The organism is Amphibacillus jilinensis Y1 (genome assembly GCF_000306965.1).
GTDB lineage: Bacteria > Bacillota > Bacilli > Bacillales > Amphibacillaceae > Amphibacillus_C > Amphibacillus_C jilinensis.
Genome location: NZ_JH976434.1, coordinates 1048099 through 1067020 on the forward strand (window position 1 = coordinate 1048099; position 18922 = coordinate 1067020).

The 18922-nt window shown below is 37.0% G+C and carries 15 protein-coding genes; 5 read left to right on the plus strand and 10 right to left on the minus strand.

The features are described from left to right. Positions 1-31 precede the first annotated feature (31 nt). Entirely contained in the window at positions 32-1840 is a 1809-nt protein-coding gene (locus tag B494_RS0105420; RefSeq protein WP_017471358.1) for a M3 family oligoendopeptidase, read from the plus strand. 360 nt (positions 1841-2200) lie between these two features. On the opposite strand, the gene B494_RS0105425 is transcribed toward B494_RS0105420, so the two are convergent. The 8 genes from B494_RS0105425 to B494_RS0105460 all read right to left on the minus strand — a co-directional run bounded on the left by B494_RS0105425 (position 2201) and on the right by B494_RS0105460 (position 11290). Continuing rightward, a complete protein-coding gene (locus B494_RS0105425; RefSeq protein ID WP_017471359.1) occupies positions 2201-3100 on the minus strand; it encodes an ROK family protein in 900 nt (299 codons plus the stop codon). A gap of 36 nt (positions 3101-3136) precedes the next feature. Continuing rightward, a complete protein-coding gene (locus B494_RS0105430; RefSeq protein ID WP_017471360.1) occupies positions 3137-3796 on the minus strand; it encodes a DUF624 domain-containing protein in 660 nt (219 codons plus the stop codon). Between the two features lie 29 nt (positions 3797-3825). Further along, the gene (locus tag B494_RS0105435; RefSeq protein ID WP_017471361.1) at positions 3826-4653 is read right to left on the minus strand and encodes a carbohydrate ABC transporter permease; all 828 of its coding nucleotides are present in this window, start codon (positions 4651-4653) and stop codon (positions 3826-3828) included. Then, positions 4650-5492: a carbohydrate ABC transporter permease gene (locus B494_RS0105440; RefSeq protein ID WP_051128221.1), complete on the minus strand. Its 843-nt coding sequence runs from the start codon at positions 5490-5492 to the stop codon at positions 4650-4652. Before B494_RS0105440 ends, B494_RS0105435 begins: the two co-directional genes overlap by 4 nt. Before the next feature lie 158 nt (positions 5493-5650). Then, the gene (locus B494_RS0105445; RefSeq protein WP_017471363.1) at positions 5651-6928 is read right to left on the minus strand and encodes an ABC transporter substrate-binding protein; all 1278 of its coding nucleotides are present in this window, start codon (positions 6926-6928) and stop codon (positions 5651-5653) included. 61 nt (positions 6929-6989) lie between these two features. Continuing rightward, the gene (locus tag B494_RS0105450; RefSeq protein ID WP_017471364.1) at positions 6990-8075 is read right to left on the minus strand and encodes a response regulator; all 1086 of its coding nucleotides are present in this window, start codon (positions 8073-8075) and stop codon (positions 6990-6992) included. A gap of 2 nt (positions 8076-8077) precedes the next feature. Beyond that, positions 8078-9817 carry a sensor histidine kinase gene (locus tag B494_RS0105455; protein ID WP_017471365.1) on the minus strand — a complete coding sequence of 580 codons (1740 nt, stop codon included), beginning with the start codon at positions 9815-9817 and terminating at the stop codon, positions 8078-8080. A 138-nt stretch (positions 9818-9955) separates the two neighbouring features. Continuing rightward, positions 9956-11290 (minus strand): glycoside hydrolase family 30 protein, encoded by a 1335-nt coding sequence (locus B494_RS0105460; RefSeq protein WP_017471366.1) that lies wholly within the window; start codon positions 11288-11290, stop codon positions 9956-9958. A 195-nt stretch (positions 11291-11485) separates the two neighbouring features. On the opposite strand from B494_RS0105460, the gene B494_RS0105465 reads away from it, so the two are divergent. The 4 genes from B494_RS0105465 (at position 11486) to B494_RS0105480 (ending at position 16627) form a co-directional block, all read left to right on the plus strand. Next, positions 11486-13498 (plus strand): beta-galactosidase, encoded by a 2013-nt coding sequence (locus B494_RS0105465; protein WP_017471367.1) that lies wholly within the window; start codon positions 11486-11488, stop codon positions 13496-13498. 436 nt (positions 13499-13934) lie between these two features. Further along, complete coding sequence (locus B494_RS0105470; RefSeq protein ID WP_017471368.1) at positions 13935-14888, plus strand: hypothetical protein; 954 nt, start codon at positions 13935-13937, stop codon at positions 14886-14888. 1 nt (position 14889) lies between these two features. After that, positions 14890-15942, plus strand: coding sequence for a hypothetical protein (locus B494_RS0105475; RefSeq protein WP_017471369.1), 1053 nt, complete (start codon positions 14890-14892; stop codon positions 15940-15942). 1 nt (position 15943) lies between these two features. Further along, on the plus strand, positions 15944-16627 hold the full coding sequence (locus B494_RS0105480) for an ABC transporter ATP-binding protein (RefSeq protein WP_017471370.1): 684 nt from the start codon (positions 15944-15946) through the stop codon (positions 16625-16627). Positions 16628-16789: 162 nt separating this feature from the next. Here B494_RS0105480 and B494_RS0105485 read toward each other — a convergent pair whose 3' ends face one another. Beyond that, on the minus strand, positions 16790-17806 hold the full coding sequence (locus B494_RS0105485; protein WP_017471371.1) for a Gfo/Idh/MocA family oxidoreductase: 1017 nt from the start codon (positions 17804-17806) through the stop codon (positions 16790-16792). A gap of 198 nt (positions 17807-18004) precedes the next feature. Continuing rightward, on the minus strand, positions 18005-18916 hold the full coding sequence (locus B494_RS0105490) for a PTS system mannose/fructose/sorbose family transporter subunit IID (protein WP_017471372.1): 912 nt from the start codon (positions 18914-18916) through the stop codon (positions 18005-18007). Positions 18917-18922 lie beyond the last annotated feature (6 nt).

An 18922-nucleotide genomic window follows, 5' to 3' on the forward strand; every position in this document is an offset into this window, starting at 1 on the left:
ATTAAATTTACCTATTGAAAGGACGGATTTTGTGGCCAAGAAATATATTGATACGTGGAATCTTGATAGCATATTTGTTGGAGGAACAAAGTCAGCTACGCTCCAAACTAAATTAGAGGGTGTTAGTCAACTAATTAATAACTATCAAACTTCACTTCACAATTGGAAGAACACCACACCTCATACAGATGTGTTTATTGACTTACTGACACAACAAGAAGCCATTGAAAAAGCTCTAGGACAAGTGGCTACATTTATTAATATGTGCCACGATGCTTATACCGATGATACCCATGCCAGTGTAGTCAAGGGCCAAGTCATGACACAATACAGTGAATTTAAAAAACTTTTAAATCAGTTTACCAAGAAGGTAGTTGCCATTCCAGCACCAGATTGGCATACACTTTTATCAGATAATAAACTAACAGAAATCGCATTTCCATTAAATGAATTACGCAATAAAGGGGCTCGCTTACGTTCAGAGGCCGAAGAAGCGTTGATAGCAGAATTACATAAAGATGGCTTATCTGGATGGAGTGACATTTATGGAACGGTTGTATCAACGATGACGATTCCATTTACCGACAAGCAAGGTGATACAAAGATGCTCTCAATCGGTCAAGCAATGAATCGGATGTATGCTGACCCTGATCCAGCAGTCAGACAACAATTGTTCAATAATTGGGAAAGTGCTTGGCAAAAGCAGGCACCCATTTTTACAGATATAATCAATCACCTAGACGGCTACCGCATTACACTACAGAATAAGCATGATTATAAGGAACATTTAGAAGAACCTTTAGAATATAATCGCATGACAAAAGCAACTTTAGAAGCGATGTGGCAAGCTATTTCCAAGCACAAGCAACCATTTATTGATTTTCTTAACAAAAAAGCTGAGCTTTTCGGTATGGAGGAATTGGGCTGGCAAGATGTTGAAGCCCCATTAGCTCTCGATGATTATCAAACAAAAGCGTTTAGCTATGATCAAGCGTGCGACTTCATCATTGAGCATTTTAGCTCTTTCGGTCCTGAGTTGACCGATTTTGCAAAACACGCTTTGACCAACCAATGGGTTGAAGCTGAAGACCGTCCTCATAAAAGACCGGGGGGATATTGTGCAAACCTGCCTGAATTTAATGAATCTCGAATTTTCATGACTTTTACTGGTTCTTCATCAGACACAAGCACACTTGCACATGAATTAGGACATGCTTTCCACAGTCATGTCTTAAAGGACGCCCCCTACTTGAATCGGCACTATGCCATGAATGTAGCTGAAACAGCAAGTACCTTTGCGGAAACGATTATTGCCAATGCAACCGTACAACAAGCAAAATCAAAACAAGAGAAATTAGCACTTTTAAATACAAAGTTAGAGAATGCAACAGCCATGTTTATGAACATTCATGCTCGTTTCTTATTTGAAGATGCCTTTTATAAAGAGCGGACGGCAGGTATTGTGTCGACAGAACGCTTAAACGAATTAATGATCAATGCACAAAAAGAAGCTTTCGGTGATACACTTTCTAGTTACCACCCACACTTTTGGTGCAGTAAACTGCACTTTTTTATTGATGATATACCGTTTTATAACTTCCCCTATACGTTTGGTTTTTTATTCAGCCTAGGGGTATATGCTAAATATTTAGAAAACCCTAACGAATTTGAAGCAAAGTATATTGCTTTACTTAAAGATACTGGTGCAATGACGGTAGAAGATTTAGCGAAAAAACACTTAGACGTCGACTTAACTGATCAAACGTTTTGGACAAACGGGATACAGTTAATGGTAAAAGATGTCGAATCGTTTATCGAACTTGCTGACCAAATTGTTTAGGTTCTATACTATTGATAAGAAAAATTAAAATGAAAAGAAACCGAATCAGCTCGGTTTCTTTTTTCGTTTGAGATCATAGCATATAACTATAAATACATTTTTTTCATAAAAACTATGATAAAGTCAGATCTTTTTAACTATTATTATAAAAGGAACCTTCATATCAGTGGGCGTTTTCGTTCTTCGTCCACTGATTGGTTGTTGAAAAAATCATCACATTCGCGTCCGTTAACTCCCGCTAAATAGATGAGCTCTGTTCACTATTTTGTGGCGGCGTTTTTCCGTCGATTATCTGTGATAAAGCTACAAGTCTTTTTATTTCAATACTTCAAAGACTTCACCTAAGTGTATTCAACTGTTTTACGACATCACTAATCCTTGATATTCAAGGAGATGTTGATATAATGCTCCAACCAAATTAGCATTGTTTTTAAACTTACATGGTGTCACTTTTGGATTTGCCATCGAGAACTCAGATGCTTGCTTGACCACTTCAATTTGTTTAATGATTTCATCAATTAATATTGATTGTTCACTAATTCCGCCGCCAATCGCAATAATATTTGGATCGAGAATATATTGTAAATTAAGGATTTGAACAGCAATATGACTGCAGTAGATTTTAAACGATTCAAGTGCTTCATGATCACCCTTATTAATATAATCAAACACCCGTTCACCAGCATTTTCGGGCAACCCCTTTTGCATGGCAATTTGATTAACCATTTGGGTGGCAGAACAAGAACGGCCAACCATTCGTGCCCTTTTCTGTTTGTAAGGAAAGCGATCCACAACAAAACTTAGTTCACCTGCCCCCAAGTGTGCACCTCTTAGTAATCTATCATTAACAATAATTCCTCCACCAACGCCCGTACCAAGTACGAGTACGATACTATTTGAATAACCGGCTGTTGCCCCTTTCCAGTACTCAGCTAAGGCAGCACATTTACCGTCGTTCTCAATCGACACATGAATAGATAAACGATCAGCTAGATCGTTTTTCATATTTTGCTTATGAAGATATGGCAATGCGCCACCATAAAAAATCTGTCCCTCTTTCGTATCCACCGTTCCTGGCGCACTTATTGCTAACCCTTTAATTTGTACATTTAGACCATTGTAAATCGCTACAATCTGCTCAATAAGCGCCTGATAGTTTGCTTTTGGTGTTTTCAGTTTACTATTTTGCACAATCTTACCATCAATGGTCGCTAATCCATATTTTAAATACGTTCCACCTATATCAATGACTAAAAACAATGCGTCTCCTCCTTGTGCTTTGATCTATTACTTACTTTAACGAGTTAAGTGCATACTTGTTAAATAAATACGATAGAATAAGGCAAACAACAAGTAACTGTATAGACTACTCAAGAAAGCGAGATAAAAAATCCCGCTGTACCAACCAATTATGATGAATATCGCCGTCAATAGAATAACGCGCACACTAAATTTCAAATGCAATAAAAGCAAAAGCGCTTTTTTAAAGTACGCGTTTAACTTAAAGTCATAATGAACAAACGTTATCAATAAGCAAAGAGCATAGAGTGCAAAAGCAAAGGCAACAAACAAAAACAAATAAAACAAGGCCATTTGATTTTCGCTAAAATAAACAATGTCAACGATTAATATCCCTGTAGCAATTGTGATAAATAGACCGATGACTAAGCTCTGTTTATATGTCTTTTTCAAATAGTAAAAATACCCTTGCTCAATACTATCTTGCTGATTATGAATGACCCAGTGTCTAACAACCGAAAAAAGAGCAATGGTTGCCGGAATCAAACTGAAGGCTAGAAGGAAGAGCAAAGTTAAAATAAAGAAAGGCCTGTCAACAGAATTAGCCATTAACAAATGAGACAAAATGAACCAAACAGGTAATGTGGCAACTAGCCATTTAACACTTAAGCTAAAGAATTTAATAAAATAAACACAAAACTTATAAACAGTTTCCATCACCCGCTTCTCCTCTCTTATTTATCGACTTAGCCCTTTACTGCCCCTTCAGCAATACCGTCTAAAATATATTTTTGCAAAAAGACATAGGCAGTAATGAGTGGAATTGTTGTAATGACCAATGATGCTAAGATCTTCGGCCAGTCGTTATTGTATTCACCGAACAATGTATTCACAGATAAAATAATCGTGTAATCATTAACATTTGTTAACATAAGAAGAGGTAATAAAAAATCATTCCAAATCCACAGTAAATTTAAAATCCCAATCGTAACAAGTATTGGCGATAAAAGCGGAAGAATCACCTTAATAAATGTTTGCATTTCATTTGCTCCATCTATTTTGGCAGCTTCTTCTAATTCTTTCGGAATTGTTTTGACAAAGCCTGTTGTGAGGAAAATCGACATGCTCACCCCTAAACCAATATAAATAAGCCCTAACCCTACCGTTGATCCTTGAATACCAATCATGTTTGCCATGCGAGTTAACGTGATCATAATGGAGTGAAAGGGAATCAGCATGGACGACATAAAGAAGAGAAAAATGATCTGACTTAACTTCCCTGGTGTGCGGGCCAATTTGTAGCCTGCCATGGAGCCAAATAAGACAATGCCAGCAATCCCAATCCCTGTAACAGTAAGCGAATTCCATAGTGCTTGGGCAATATTGATTTGTGAAAATGCTTCAGTATAGTTGGTAAAATGTAATGTTGTTGGGAGTTGCAAGACACTGTTAAATATTTGATCTTGGCTTTTAAATGAGTTGATGACGACCATATAGATAGGAAAAAGTGAGATTGCACCAAATGCGATCAATATGACCATGTTAAAAATTGAAGATAATCTGTTTTTTTTCATGATTCTACCTCCTTCCCTCGCATTACATACACTTGAACAATAGTGATTATGAGTATAATGACAAATAAAATCATTGACTTCGCATTCGCATAACCATATCTAAAATTACCAGAAAAAGCTTCTTCAAATATATTCAAAGCCACAACTTGTGTACTACGCCCTGGTCCGCCTCCCGTTAATCCATAAACCACATCGAAGACTTTAAAAGCTTCATTTAAAGTTAAAAATACACATATTGTTATCGCGTGCATAATCATGGGTATCGTAACATGGATAAAATTTTGAAATGAAGAGGCGCCATCTATAATAGCTGCTTCTTTTAAGTGAACAGGTACACCTTGCAAGGCAGCGATATATATAATCATCATATAACCGGTTCCTCGCCAAATCGCCACGATAATAATTGAATAGAAAGCAACGTCTGGATTGCCAAGCCAGCCCTGATCCAGAAGAGACAACCCATACTCCGAAAGCTGAGGTAAGACAATAGTGAAAATAAACGACCACATAAAGGCACTGATGATCAAGCTAACCATGTTCGGCATAAAAAATACGGTGCGAAATAAATTTCGCGTTCTATTTCGATATTCAATTAATAAAGCAATCAACAAAGCTAAGACGTTCTGAACAATGACGACAATTGATGTATACTTAATTGTCAATAACATCGATTCTTTAAAATAAGGATCGTTTGTAAAAGCTTCAATATAATTTGATAATCCAACAAACCGTGTCACTTGTGAAGCCGCATTCCAATTAGTAAAGCTATAATACACTGCACCAATCAAAGGGATTAGCATGAACAATGCATAAAATAAAAAGGCTGGTGTTAAAAACATTAAAAAAGATAAGCACTTTTTCTTTTTAGCTTTATTAAATCGAAACGTGTTGGATTTGGTTTTTACAGTTGCAAGCTCTGTATCCATATCAATAACCTCCTTCGCTATTTAAAAGTTAATAGGCAACAGTATAAAGTTGCCTATTAACTTTTTTCACTTTAATCTAACGCTAATGATTGTTCCCATGTCCGATCTAACGCTTCTAATACATCATCTTGACTGTCTGAACCTGCTAAATAGGTTTGGAAAACGCGCTCTGATTCTGATTTAACCGCATTAGGTATTGGTGGATCTTGATAAGATCGTCCTGCCTCCACGTATTCCATTGCTTCATCTAACCATGGAAAAGGTTCGAAGTCATGATTAGTCGAGACTGGATTAAAGAGTAAGTCTTGGAATAAGTCATTTGAAGCTTCACTTTCTAAGAAATAGTTCACTAGATCCTTTGCTATATCTTTATGATCACTGTCCTTAGATACAGCTAGCGATGTTGATACACTTGCATTAATTAATGTTGCTTCTGGATTATCATTAATAGGTAAGGGTGCCACTCTAAAATTAAGCGCTTCATTTGAAGCTAGAATAGACTCTGCATACCATGGCCCTTGCACCCACATAGCAGCTTCTTCATTGGCAAACATGTTACTACCTTGTGCACCATCAATTTCAAACGGTCGATCTGTTCCGTGCTGATTCTGAATGTCCATCATGTCGAAGAAACCTTCAAATTCCTTTAGTGATGCATCATTATTATCCATCCGCTCAAAGAAATCCGGTTTTTCTGTTTCTGCAAGCGCTCCTACTACTAATGGTAAAAATAATTGTGGAATGTTACGTTCCTGGAATGAGCGAATGAACGGTGTCACATCATTTTCATTTAACGTTTCCACGACCGTTTCCATCTCACTGATCGTTTCTGGCACCTCTAAATCATAAGCTTCAAAAATATCAACATTATACAAATAACCCCAATATATTGTTTCTAAAGGTGCGGCTAAAACTTTCTCATCTCTCGTTACCGCATTTAATGGCGCATCCAATAAATTTTCTACAAATGGCAAATCAGACAAATCTTCTAAGTAACCAGCGTTATCATAGACAGGTATATTGTTTAAAGCATGTAGCGTAAAAACATCGGGGCTATCATTTGAAGACAGGCGCGTTTGTAAAATTTGAGCTGCTTCATTTGGACCCGGCATTTCAAGTTGGAATCGAACGGTTATGCCGTTTTCCTCTTCGTAATACTCAGTAAAGCCATCTAAAAAGTCCTCATAGTACGTTTTAAATCGCGGTTGATCAATAAATACTTTTAATTCCACATCATCTGAAGCATTCGCACCCTCATCTGTAGTTTCTGAAGTGTCTGCATCGTTTCCACATGCAACGATTAAGACAAGGGTGGTCATTACAGATAGAATCATGAATAACTTTTTCATCACTTATTCCCCTTTCTTTATTTGAATGCGCTTTCATTATAAGGGTATTAAGTACAGATTATTATTGATTATCTTGATTTGCTTTTTTGGACATTATTAATTCTTTAGGGGTACACCGAAAATACTTTTTCCATACACGGTAAAAATAAGAGAGGTCGCCATAGCCAACTTGTTCTGCCGCATGCTTAATCTTGACTGCATCGTTAACGATTAATGCTTCCGCCTTCTTCATCTTTAATTCAATAATATATTCTGTTAAATTGTTACCATATCTTTGTTTAAATACCCGGCTTAAATACTCTCTCGTCACATGAAATTCATCAGCAATTTTACTTAATGATATATCTGCATCACTGTAGTTTCGATCAATATAATCCCTTACATCGATTAAATTTAAAGCATTATTGCCGATTTCGAGTTTCTTATCTATCAGCATGGCAAAGATGTCATGATAAATTTTAGTCAATGCAGCCAAATCTGATTGTGCATCTATTCGATTTAAATAACTAATCGATAACTGATCCAATCTTAAGTTATAAGTGTATAAAATATCTTCAATCGATTTATTTAACTCTCTTAAAAATTTATTGAGAAGTGGCTTGTCGCGGTAGATTGCTTCACCTTGATCCGCAAGGGAATACGCAATAAGCTGATCAATCTGGTCTAAATGATTGTTTTCAAATCGCGCTCTAACATTGAACACAATATCCTTGAGACGCTGCATTTTTTTCGCATCTATATCTTGAAGCCATTGGTTATTTGTTAAAGAACGTGCTAATTCAATTTCAACATGTTCTAAAGCTTGATTTAATTCATGTTTGTTAATTGGCTTTAATAAATAATCAATAGATTGTGCCTGAATCGCTTGCTTAACATAGTCAAAGTGATCATAACCACTAATAACTAATGTCTGTGTAGAAATCTGACTCTCTTTTAAATAGTTAAGCAACTCGACCCCTGACAAACCTGGCATCTCCATATCTGTAATAATAAGATCAACTTGATGACGCTCTAGATGTTGAATAACGTGTTGGGCATCATCAAACATACCGACTACTTCCATATTATAAACATCCCACTGACCCAACTGCTTAATTGTTGCGATCGTAGTTGGCTCGTCATCGACAATAATTACTTTATACGTCATTACTATCTCGCCTCCCTTACAATGGGTAATCGAATCTCAATCTCAAATCCTTTTTTAAAATCACTTTTAATAAACAAACCATAATCATGTCCATACATATATTTAATCCGAGCATTTACATTTTTTAAGCCAATATGGTAATAATGATTAACATCTTGCTCATCATTCTTTTCCAACTCTGCTTGGAGTTCAGCGAACCGTTGCTCTGTTACACCCATACCATTATCTATGATTCGAATCTCTACATCATCAAATACTTTCTCTGCTGATATAAACACGTGCCAATTATCTTGCTTATAAGCAAATCCATGCTGAAAAACATTTTCAATTAAAGGTTGAAGCATTAAGATCGGAACCTGCGCATCCTTGATCGCTTCATCAATGTATAAATCTATAGCTAAGCGATCTTTGAAACGTTCCTGTTGAATAAATAGATAATATTCAATGTGTCGGACTTCCTCAGCTAACGTTACACTACAGCCCTCTGTTCGAAGGGTATATTTAAACATCGCTCCCAATGCCTCAATCAAGCGATACACGGTAGCACCATCCTCCTGTAGTGCACTATTCCCGATTGTTTGTAACGTGTTATGCAAGAAGTGGGGATTGATTTTGTTCTGTAACATTTTAAACTGAGCATCTTTTTTTGCCAACTCACTGCGATATTGTGTTTCAATAAGATATTTAATTTGATTAATCATCTTAATAAAATTATTATTAAGTACGCCTATCTCATCTTTTCTAAATTGATATGGCTGATGATCAAGTGACCAATCCCCTTGCTCAATTTCTCTCATATTATTGGCCAGTGCCTTAATCGGTTTAATTACAGAACAATAAAAATAAGTGATAAAAATGAGATAAAGGCCTATCGATGAAAAACCGATGACCATACTAACTTCCAACAATGATTGACTAAATCTAAATACGCTTGTCTCTTCAACCACTTTGTTGACTTGCATGTAGTCATCGATTACGCTCGTAAAGAGGTGGAAGCGATCAACATTATAATGGTGGGTGCCCTGAGTAGCGTTCACCATTAAATCGGTGTGATTAGCTAATAGGCTGGCGGTTTGATCCGTATTTGAATAAACAAGATCGCCTTGTCGATCGGTAATGAACACATAATCAGTGTTAGTAGCAAGGAGGTCAAAGGCGGTGTCCATTATAGACCAATCCAAAACAATGGATACTAAAGCGATTCGCTCTCTTGTATGGAAATCATTAACCTCTCGCGTTAACATAAAACCACTATCATGAAATTGAATCGCTTGATGAATGACATCTTGATTTGGGATATAGTCATAGTTAATATAACGATCAGTTGCCAAAAAAACATGGCGCTGATTCCAATAGGTATAGACTTCAACACCTTGAATCACTTCTGTATTTAGATTGTGGATATTGATCATTTTAGATTCAATATAATTTTGTGCTGCAAAATTCAATCGTTCATTCCCACGATCTGTCAAACTGGAAATAAACTGCTCATCAAACAGCATTGAATACAAAATTTCATCATACCTCGCCATCTGTTCTTCAAAATAATTCGTTGCTGTATCCATACTAGCTAAATTCACGTCTAACATTTCATTTCGAATCTCTCGCGATGATATTGTATAGAATGCTATTGCAATAATCGCAATTAAAATGATGAAAAACAGTGAACCAAAAAAGAAAATACGATAATGCAGTTTTTGCTTGAAGTTGTTTACTAAATATGACTTATTCAAGACATCCAAATCTATCAGCCCCTTCACCTGTTATCCAGCTTCTTGTGATGAAAAACCTCATGTGCTTTTGCACTGAAAAACAGTGGAAACAGACAAAACTTAGATTGCGACCTTTCCAGTCCGAACAACCTAAGTTCTGATTATGACTTACAATCCTTTATATACAATCGTATTAAATGATTCTGCTTTTAACTCAAATTGATATGGGCGATTCGCTATCATTAAATGCAATGGACGATGATCTTGAAATGGATTCGATATGATGACAACGATCTCCCCATTGGGATTCACAAATGCTAATGCGTTACCCGCCCATGGCCCAGTTAGCATTAACCGCTTTGCACCGGGTTGAATCACATGCGAGAAATGCTTCATCACATAATATTCAGGATTAGGCTTATAGTCCTGCTTGACTGGGTCTATGGTTAACATACTATTTTGTTTCCATCCCCATGTACTCTCACCATTTGGTTCCAAAATCATATTCCAATAGAAATAATTGTTTACACCGTTAGAAAAATAGTGATGATAGAGGTTAAAAACATAGCGAGCATAGCCCCAACTGTTCTCTCCGTCGCCACATTCATTTTCCGTTTGTGAATATTTTAATTCTGGGTAACTTTGTACCGTGCGTTGTAGCGCATACTTACCTGCCCATTGATAACCAACACCTTGAATATACTTATAGGCTTCTGGATCACTCAGAACTAGGTTGGCATAGACATCATAATCGGACGTTTTCTTATGAATCAACTCATCTAATGGTTCAGGCGCATTAATTGTACCTAACCATATGCCTGTTTTAATTTTATATTTCTCAAAGGCGGGGCCTAAATAATCGCGAATGAACACTTTTAACTGCTCACCTGTCCAAACACATGAAGGAAACTTCTGGTCTGCAACAACTTCATTCTGGACATGAATATGATCAATCATAATTCCCTCTTTTTCATACGCTTGAATAAATTTCACAAAATACAAGGCATAGGCGTTTAAAATATCTTCTTCCCATCTTAACGTCCCATAATTATAAGCCTTCGGTGACTTCATCCAAGTTGGTGGACTCCATGGTGAGGCAAAGCATTTTAAATCCGGATTTTGTGCAAGTGCTTTTTTAATATATGGAATTAAAAATTTCTCGTCACGTTCAATAGAAAAATGTTCCATTGAATAATCATTTTCTACTTCATTTAAGCTGTACCATTCCATCGCGTAGTCACTTGCTCCAATTGGCAAACGGCACATCGTAAACTTATGGTCCCCTTCAGGATGAAACAGATCATACATTAGTTGATCCTGTTTTTCTTGAGGTAATTTTGATAAGGCTTTAAAACCTAATTCATTAAAACAACCTCCAAAATGCCCAACCTCTTGAGCGGTTATTTCAGTAACTGTTAAATTCACTCGTTCAGTTTGTCCATGATCCTCGTTTCTAAGTTCCCAAGCTTTGTCCTTTGTTGTTGAATACCATTGAATGGTCATATAAATCCCCTCCTATATAAAGCGCTTACATTATATTTTACTTAATCCTTCCCAAGATTCTATTGACTATTTTGCAGGTCAATATTGTACTATATTAATATGTTACAATATTGACCTACAAAATAATACATAAACTTTTAATTGTAAGGGGTTACAATGTGTGTAAACACGCTTTTTAGAAAGGGAGCTAATATGATGAACAAGCTATACTATGGGGTCGCCTATTATGACGAATATATGCCTTATGACCGCCTCCAAACAGATATTCAGTTAATGAAAAAAGCAGGTATAAATGTTGTCCGTATTGCGGAATCGACCTGGAGTACCCACGAACCCCAACCAGGGTCTTTCGACTTTTCATCAGTTGATCGCGTCTTAGATGCGATGTATGAGGCCCAGATCGATGTCATTGTTGGAACGCCTACTTATGCCATTCCAACGTGGATGGTTAGCGCTCACCCTGACGTTTTGGCAGTCACAAAAACAGGTCAAGGAAAATATGGTGCGCGTCAAATCATGGATATCACCAACCCCACTTACTTGTTTTACGCTGAACGCATCATTCGTAAGTTAGTCGCTCATGTCAAGGACCATCCAGCCGTGATTGGCTATCAAACAGATAATGAAACAAAGCACTATGGTACAGCGGGTGAAAATGTTCAACACCAGTTTATCAAATACCTTAAACAACAATTCACTAGTTTAGATGAACTAAATGAAAAATTTGGTCTTGCTTATTGGAGCAACCGTATTAATGCTTGGGAGGATTTCACAAGCACAATTGGAACGATTAATGGTAGCTTAGGAACAGCTTTTGAAAAATTCCAACGGCAACTCGTGGCGGATTTTCTGAAGTGGCAAGTCGATCTTGTTAACGTCTACAAACGAAGCGATCAATTTGTTACCCAGAATTTTGACTTTGAATGGCGCAATTATTCATATGGCATCCAACCTGATGTCGACCATTTTAAAGCTTCCGAACCATTCGATATAACAGGTGTGGATATTTATCATCCATCACAGGATGAGTTAACAGGCATCGAAATTTCCTTCGGAGGCGATGTGGCACGTTCAACTAAGCAAACAAACTACCTGGTACTTGAAACACAAGCACAAGCGTTTACCCATTGGACCCCATATCCCGGACAATTAAAGTTGCAAGCGTTTAGTCATATTGCCTCGGGAGCGGCGATGGTATCTTACTGGCATTGGCATTCGATTCATCATTCATTTGAAACCTATTGGAAAGGCCTACTGTCTCACGATTTTAAACCAAACTATATTTTCGAGGAAGCGGAGACGATTGGTTCAGCATTCAAGCGCTTATCTCCTGTGCTTACAGGCTTAAAAAAACAAAATGAAGTTGCCTTTCTAATTAGCAACGAAGCATTAACAGCCCTTGAATGGTTTAAGCTAGGTTTCAATAGCGACGTCAATTATAACGATATTGTCCGTCGCTATTACGATGAACTTTACAAATTAAATATCGAGTGCGACATGCTAAGTGCAACAAATGAGAATGATTTTTCCCAATATAAATTAATCATTGTTCCCGCACTATATACAGCATCACAACGATTACTTGAGCAACTCAATGCGTATACTGAGCAAGGGGGACATGTCCTCTATACATTTAAGACTGGCTTTACCGACGAGCACGTCAAAGTCCGCCATAGCGAACAACCCGGCGGTATAGCTCAAGCTTGCGGCATTTACTACAATACGTTTGTCGAGCCAAAACACGTCCAGCTACGGAGCAATGACTTAGCATTGCCTGATATAACGGATGTAACCGATTGGATGGAACTGATTACACCAAAGACCGCTGAAGTATTAGCCTATTATCACCACCCACACTGGGAAAAGTACGCAGCCATTACGACCAATCGCTATGGTGAGGGACGAGCAACCTACGTTGGCGCATTTATCAATCAAACATCGACACGCGCCCTGTTACAACGCGTGCTTGAGTACGCTAACGTAACCGATTATAGCCATAACCAATACTTCCCTATTATTATAAAGCGTTGTCGCAACACCGCCGGTAATGACATTTATTTTTACTTTAATTATTCAAACGAGACACGAACCCTCAAGCTTCCTTGTAAAGAAGTGATCGAGTTGCTGTCTGAGCAACATAGCGCATCTGGACAAGAACAGTCAATTGAAGCTTGGGGTGTAAGGATATTTAAAGTATATAAGAAATAAAAAATGGCGATTGTAAACCACCAGTTAATAACTGGTGGTTTACTAGTTTATCGATTCTTGTCAATAGCTCTATTTCAAACATTACAATTGAAAATGATGAAGTTTTTTCAAAATTATAACCACTTTTTTGAATTTATCGGTATAATTATACACACGAAGTCACTTTAATAAATTATGAAGCGATTAAAAGAAGAGGAGAGAAGGAAAATGAAAGTAACCACTTTATTAAAACTAGGTGGCTGTTCAATACTTGTATTCATATTATTTACCAATCGTTTGATGGTAAATGCTAAAACTACTACACTTTGGCGCCATTCGAATTTAAGACTATTAAAGTGACTTTATTACTTTCATTTATCTCGATTACCATGAAGATAATTAAAAAAAATAGTTTGTTTATAACGCTAGCCTAGCCTTACTTACGAATGTTTGTCTTTTGTTTACGGCAAATTATGCAGTAGCCTCAATTATAAATGAAGAGCTTATGCCATATGAACTTAGCCAAAACTATGTTGAATTAACAAGAATTAAAAAAACAGATACTCAAGCACAGGACATCATTGATTTTAACGACTATGATCAGCTTGTTGTCATTGCAGAGATCAACGATTCACATGTCGTTGGATTACTTGATCTTCAAATGAAATTTTACAACCAATCTACCAAAGCCATTGCACCACACATTTATAGATACTTCTCCAAAGAAGATTACATGAGTGGTGCGGCAATTGGATTCGCGGTTAATACTTGTGATTTTGTAGATGTCGAAGCTGTCAAAGCGATGAATAGCAGTTATGAATTGGACGAAGTTATCAATTGTCTCTATTCAGAGGTTTGGGATGAAGGCACCATTGACATGGTACAAAACATTTATTCCATTGATTTTACTAAAGTGGCGCGCGTATTTATTGATTCACCTGATAGTGAAGAAGTTATAATGGCTAAAAGTAAGCTTACCGACCATGGATTTGCTAGCGTCAATAAAGATTATAAGCTTTCAGCTGTAAACATCTTCTTAGACTCCCTTTCCCGTGGAAAACATGAACAATTTCTCACGGTAGCCAGCCTTTCAGTATTTGCACTTTACGTTTCAATGTCAGTCTTGTTTTTTCATAGATATACAAAATACATCCGTGTCAGTAGGATTGTCGGTGGCAACTTTAAAAGGATGCTGATATTCACATTCACTGTGACAGCTGCCATTAGCTTAATCCTTTCCTGCTTAGCTTATTTAGTCCTCTTCTACTTTAAATTTATTAATGCTTATTATATGACTTTTGACATTTTTTTAAAAATACAAGTATTCATGCTTTTATGCAATTTAATCCTTACAACGCTTAATCTGAGCTTATATTACAAACGCACCAGAAACTTAACAAGGAGATCTTAATATGATGGATGCATTGATGCTCGGTTTTAAAGATTTATTTAAACACAGACGGTTGTTTTTCATATTTGAGGCTTGTCTGTTGATGGTTTGTGTGATCATTATGTCTGCATCATTCGCTTTGATATGGGAGCTCGATCAACGTTCAATAGACACGACATCATTAGAGGCGTACACGGTTATCCCTACTTCTAATGATATGACATCCAATTCCCAGCTTATTCGTAAAGCAAATCAATTACTAAATAAAGGTGGACGCTCCTTCTTCCATTCAGAATACTTAACAAGTCAAATTGGCCTTACTACCATCATCGTGATTGATAGTGACCTGAATAACTTACTCTATAACGATGAAGAGATGAGTCAAACAACATATGCTAAGATTTTTACAAAGGCTGATCTTGGTCAGACACTCACGACATTCGATTTCCCAGAACCTACTGAAATTGGATCAACCGATATCAGCCGTTTCGATGACAGAATATTCGAATCTTTGTTTGAAGATGAAGTTGTTATTGTGCTACTTAACACCAATCATTTGGACAAATGGATGGAGAACACGTATGGCTCAGAAATATTTGACTTGGTAGACAATGTACAATTCAATGCCTTAGATAAGAAAAATGGAGTAGTAGCTGAGTTTGAAGCCATCTTTGAGGATAGCTTTTTAACATTGCAGTCGAACAACTATCCAAATGATGAACTGAGGTTTATTTTACTTTATGTCTTTCCCGCCGTTGCATTTGTTATTGTAGCCTTACTTGTAGCATTAACCATTATGTATGTCAGTCTATTCAAGAAACTTTATCGAGAGTATACGATACACTTAATAGCTGGGGCGACATTAAGAGCTATTTATGTGCGTAATTCTGTCTTTATTATTACGCTTATTGTCCTTTGCCTTTTTGGGGTGTCCGTTTTAAATGGGTTTGAACTGAACGATATATTCGGTATCATTTCTATTACTCTATTACTAATATTTTTCATCTTTGAACTTCTACTATATGTCGTACTCAAGAAAAGAAATATTTCGATAACCTTAAAAGGAGAGGATTGACATGCGTTTACTTGCTTTAGAAAATCTGTCAAAAGTTTATCATAAAAATACACGATCAGAAACTCATGTGCTCGAGAATTGTTCTTTTGAATTAAATAAAGGAGACATTCTTGTTATTTCCGGAGAATCTGGGTCTGGAAAATCAACATTTTTAAATATTACTGGATTATTGGATAAAGTATATGATGGAGAATATACCATTCGTGGTCAAGCTGTCAAAAAACTCAATAACAATCAACTTGCTATTTTGCGAAATGAGATGTTTGGGATTGTTTTTCAGGACTACGTATTAGTTGAACATGCATCAGCTTATGAAAATATCATTATACCACTCTATTATTCAAAAAAGTACAAACGAAAAGAACGACGACATCGGATCCGTGAAATCGCACAAACACTAAAAATTGAAGATATCCTAGACAAAAGTGTCAGTCAATTATCAGGTGGACAAAGACAACGCGTTGCAATCGCACGAGCCTTAATTAATGATCCTGATGTGCTACTATTAGATGAACCGACCTCTGCTTTAAACCCAGATTTAGCTCTAGATATATTAAAATTTATATTGTCATTTGGACAAAAACACCATAAAACCATTGTCCTCGTTACACATGACACGCAAACTTTACCGAATGTTTTCAACAAACACTATCAGTTAATTCAGGGTAAAATGACGTTATCTTAATTAAAAATATAGCATCCCCCAAAAAAAGTTTTGCCAAAACGATTAACGCCATCAGTTATTCCTGATGGCGTTAATTGTGCGTCACTGATGTTAGGCTATAGTTACTACTTTATTTACCATAGCAAGCAATATTAAGTGCATCTATTGGTGTTAATCACCTTATTACTTCAAGTGTTTAACGCCCGTCTCTAGCATCTCCATTTGCAACAATGTTTCTTGATCGGTAATTGTTTTCTCTTTTCCATTTATAACTGCTTCATATAAATCATCATATACTCTACCATAATCACCATCTACCGATTTCACCGTTTCTTCATGGATCGTTCCTTCTTGATCGATAGAGGTCAATACACCATAATGGGCTAACGTATCTACACCAAAGTCGTCATGATCTGGCATGTGGAATAACTTTAAGTGTTCTTCCTGACGGTCTTTTGTTTGTTTTACAAAACAACCCTTCGTACCGTAAACAACAAAACTAGGTCTCGATTTCAGCCTAAAATAACTCGATTTGACTGATACTTTTAATTTACCGTAATATAAGTCTAAATCAAAGTAATCATTCATCCGGCCTGGTCCTAATAATTGTCTTACATCATAGTGAACATGATCTGGCTTGCCAAAATAACTAACGACTTGGTCGAGTGTATGACAGCCGTGTTCATATAAAAATGACGCAGCAGCATTGAAAGAATTGACGGACTCTGGTACATGGGGACGATAGTAATCATAGTGCATCTCCACTTCCAGCAACTCTCCGACTTTCCCCTCTTCAATCACTTTTTGAACGGTTAGAAAATCACTATCAAAACGTCTATTTTGATAGGCTTGAATAATTAAACCCTTCTCCTTAGCCAATGCAAAGATCTCTTTCGCTTGTGCTGAAGTTTCCATAAAGGGCTTCTCAACCAAGCAGTGTTTATCGTGTGCTAAAACTTGCTTCGCGTAATCGTAATGACTATCATATCTGGTGCAAATGACAATAAGTTGTATCTCCTTGTCCTGTAGCAGTTCATCTAAATCCGTTGTATAATGCACATCTTCCACCTTATCCCACTGATCACGCTCAGGACTTCTTCGGTAAATCGTTTTTACTTTAATATGTTCGCGTTGCTGGACAAAAGGAAAATGATACCTGTTCGTGCTTTTTCCATTTCCAATATAACCAATAGTTAGCATTGTGGCCTCCTAAAATATCTTGATCTGTTTTTGTTTCGTTTAAACTTAAAAAAACGTGTCATCAATCACATGATTTCTCCTATTTAACCGTATCAAAAAGCACCTCCTAATGGTGACATCTATCATACTAGGAGGTACTTCTCAATTGTGATTCAACAGGTATTATTTTTAAAAAATATTAATCAATTATTACCCGTATTACATAATTCCTAAGACGTGGAAGACAATACCGACTACGAACAAGCCAAGAATCATCGTAATTGGAGAAACTTTCTTTCTTAACAACCACATACAAAGAAGTGTAATTAATAGCCCTGATAAACCTGGAATAAAGCCATCTAAGTTGTCTTGCAAAGTGGTTACATCATATTGGGACAACGAGAGACCAGCTGCTTGCTGTTCCAGTGCCGTTCTTATGCCTTCCGCTCCAGCAGGTAAGCTATCCCAATCAATATAAGCACCCTCGTCAAGTTGCACTCTTGATACAACAGGGGTAAACGCTACATTTACCCAACGGTTAACAAGTGCACCAAGAACAAACATCCCGAGGATCGATGCACCTTTAGTAACATCTTGAAGCAAGCCGCCAGACATGTCATCAGTAATTTTTGCACCGGCTTTATAGCCAAGTTCTTGTGTATACCATTTGAATCCCATCCGAATAAGATTCCATAAAACGAAATAAAGAATTGGACCAAGTATATTCCCTGTTAAGGCAAGTGAAGCTGCTAATGCGCCGAGAATGGGTCTTACGGTAAACCAAAAAGTTGGATCCCCAATGCCGGCTAATGGACCCATCATACCGACTTTTACCCCTTGGATTGCCGCATCATCAACTGGCACACCACTTGAACGTTCTTCTTCTAACGCTAAAGTTACACCAATTATCGGTGATGCCACATACGGGTGGGTATTAAAGAATTCTAAGTGCCGTTCTAGTGCCGCTGCGCGGTCTTCTTTTGATTTATATAAGCGCTTGATGGCAGGAATCATCGCGTATGCCCAACCACCGTTTTGCATACGTTCATAGTTCCATGAACCTTGAATAAAAGTGGAACGCCACCAAATAGCAATGCGATCTCTTTTTGTTAATTTCATTTCTTGTGCCATGTTATC

What these genes read in the sequence shown, in the direction of transcription:
- B494_RS0105430 (WP_017471360.1), bottom strand. Translation starts at nt 3,796, where the DNA reads ATGGAAACTGTTTATAAGTTTTGTGTTTATTTTATTAAATTCTTTAGC.
- B494_RS0105435 (WP_017471361.1), bottom strand. Translation starts at nt 4,653, where the DNA reads ATGAAAAAAAACAGATTATCTTCAATTTTTAACATGGTCATATTGATC.
- B494_RS0105440 (WP_051128221.1), bottom strand. Translation starts at nt 5,492, where the DNA reads ATGTTTTTAACACCAGCCTTTTTATTTTATGCATTGTTCATGCTAATC.
- B494_RS0105445 (WP_017471363.1), bottom strand. Translation starts at nt 6,928, where the DNA reads ATGAAAAAGTTATTCATGATTCTATCTGTAATGACCACCCTTGTCTTA.
- B494_RS0105450 (WP_017471364.1), bottom strand. Translation starts at nt 8,075, where the DNA reads ATGACGTATAAAGTAATTATTGTCGATGACGAGCCAACTACGATCGCA.
- B494_RS0105460 (WP_017471366.1), bottom strand. Translation starts at nt 11,290, where the DNA reads ATGACCATTCAATGGTATTCAACAACAAAGGACAAAGCTTGGGAACTT.
- B494_RS0105465 (WP_017471367.1), top strand. Translation starts at nt 11,486, where the DNA reads ATGAACAAGCTATACTATGGGGTCGCCTATTATGACGAATATATGCCT.
- B494_RS0105475 (WP_017471369.1), top strand. Translation starts at nt 14,890, where the DNA reads ATGATGGATGCATTGATGCTCGGTTTTAAAGATTTATTTAAACACAGA.
- B494_RS0105480 (WP_017471370.1), top strand. Translation starts at nt 15,944, where the DNA reads ATGCGTTTACTTGCTTTAGAAAATCTGTCAAAAGTTTATCATAAAAAT.
- B494_RS0105485 (WP_017471371.1), bottom strand. Translation starts at nt 17,806, where the DNA reads ATGCTAACTATTGGTTATATTGGAAATGGAAAAAGCACGAACAGGTAT.
- B494_RS0105490 (WP_017471372.1), bottom strand. Translation starts at nt 18,916, where the DNA reads ATGGCACAAGAAATGAAATTAACAAAAAGAGATCGCATTGCTATTTGG.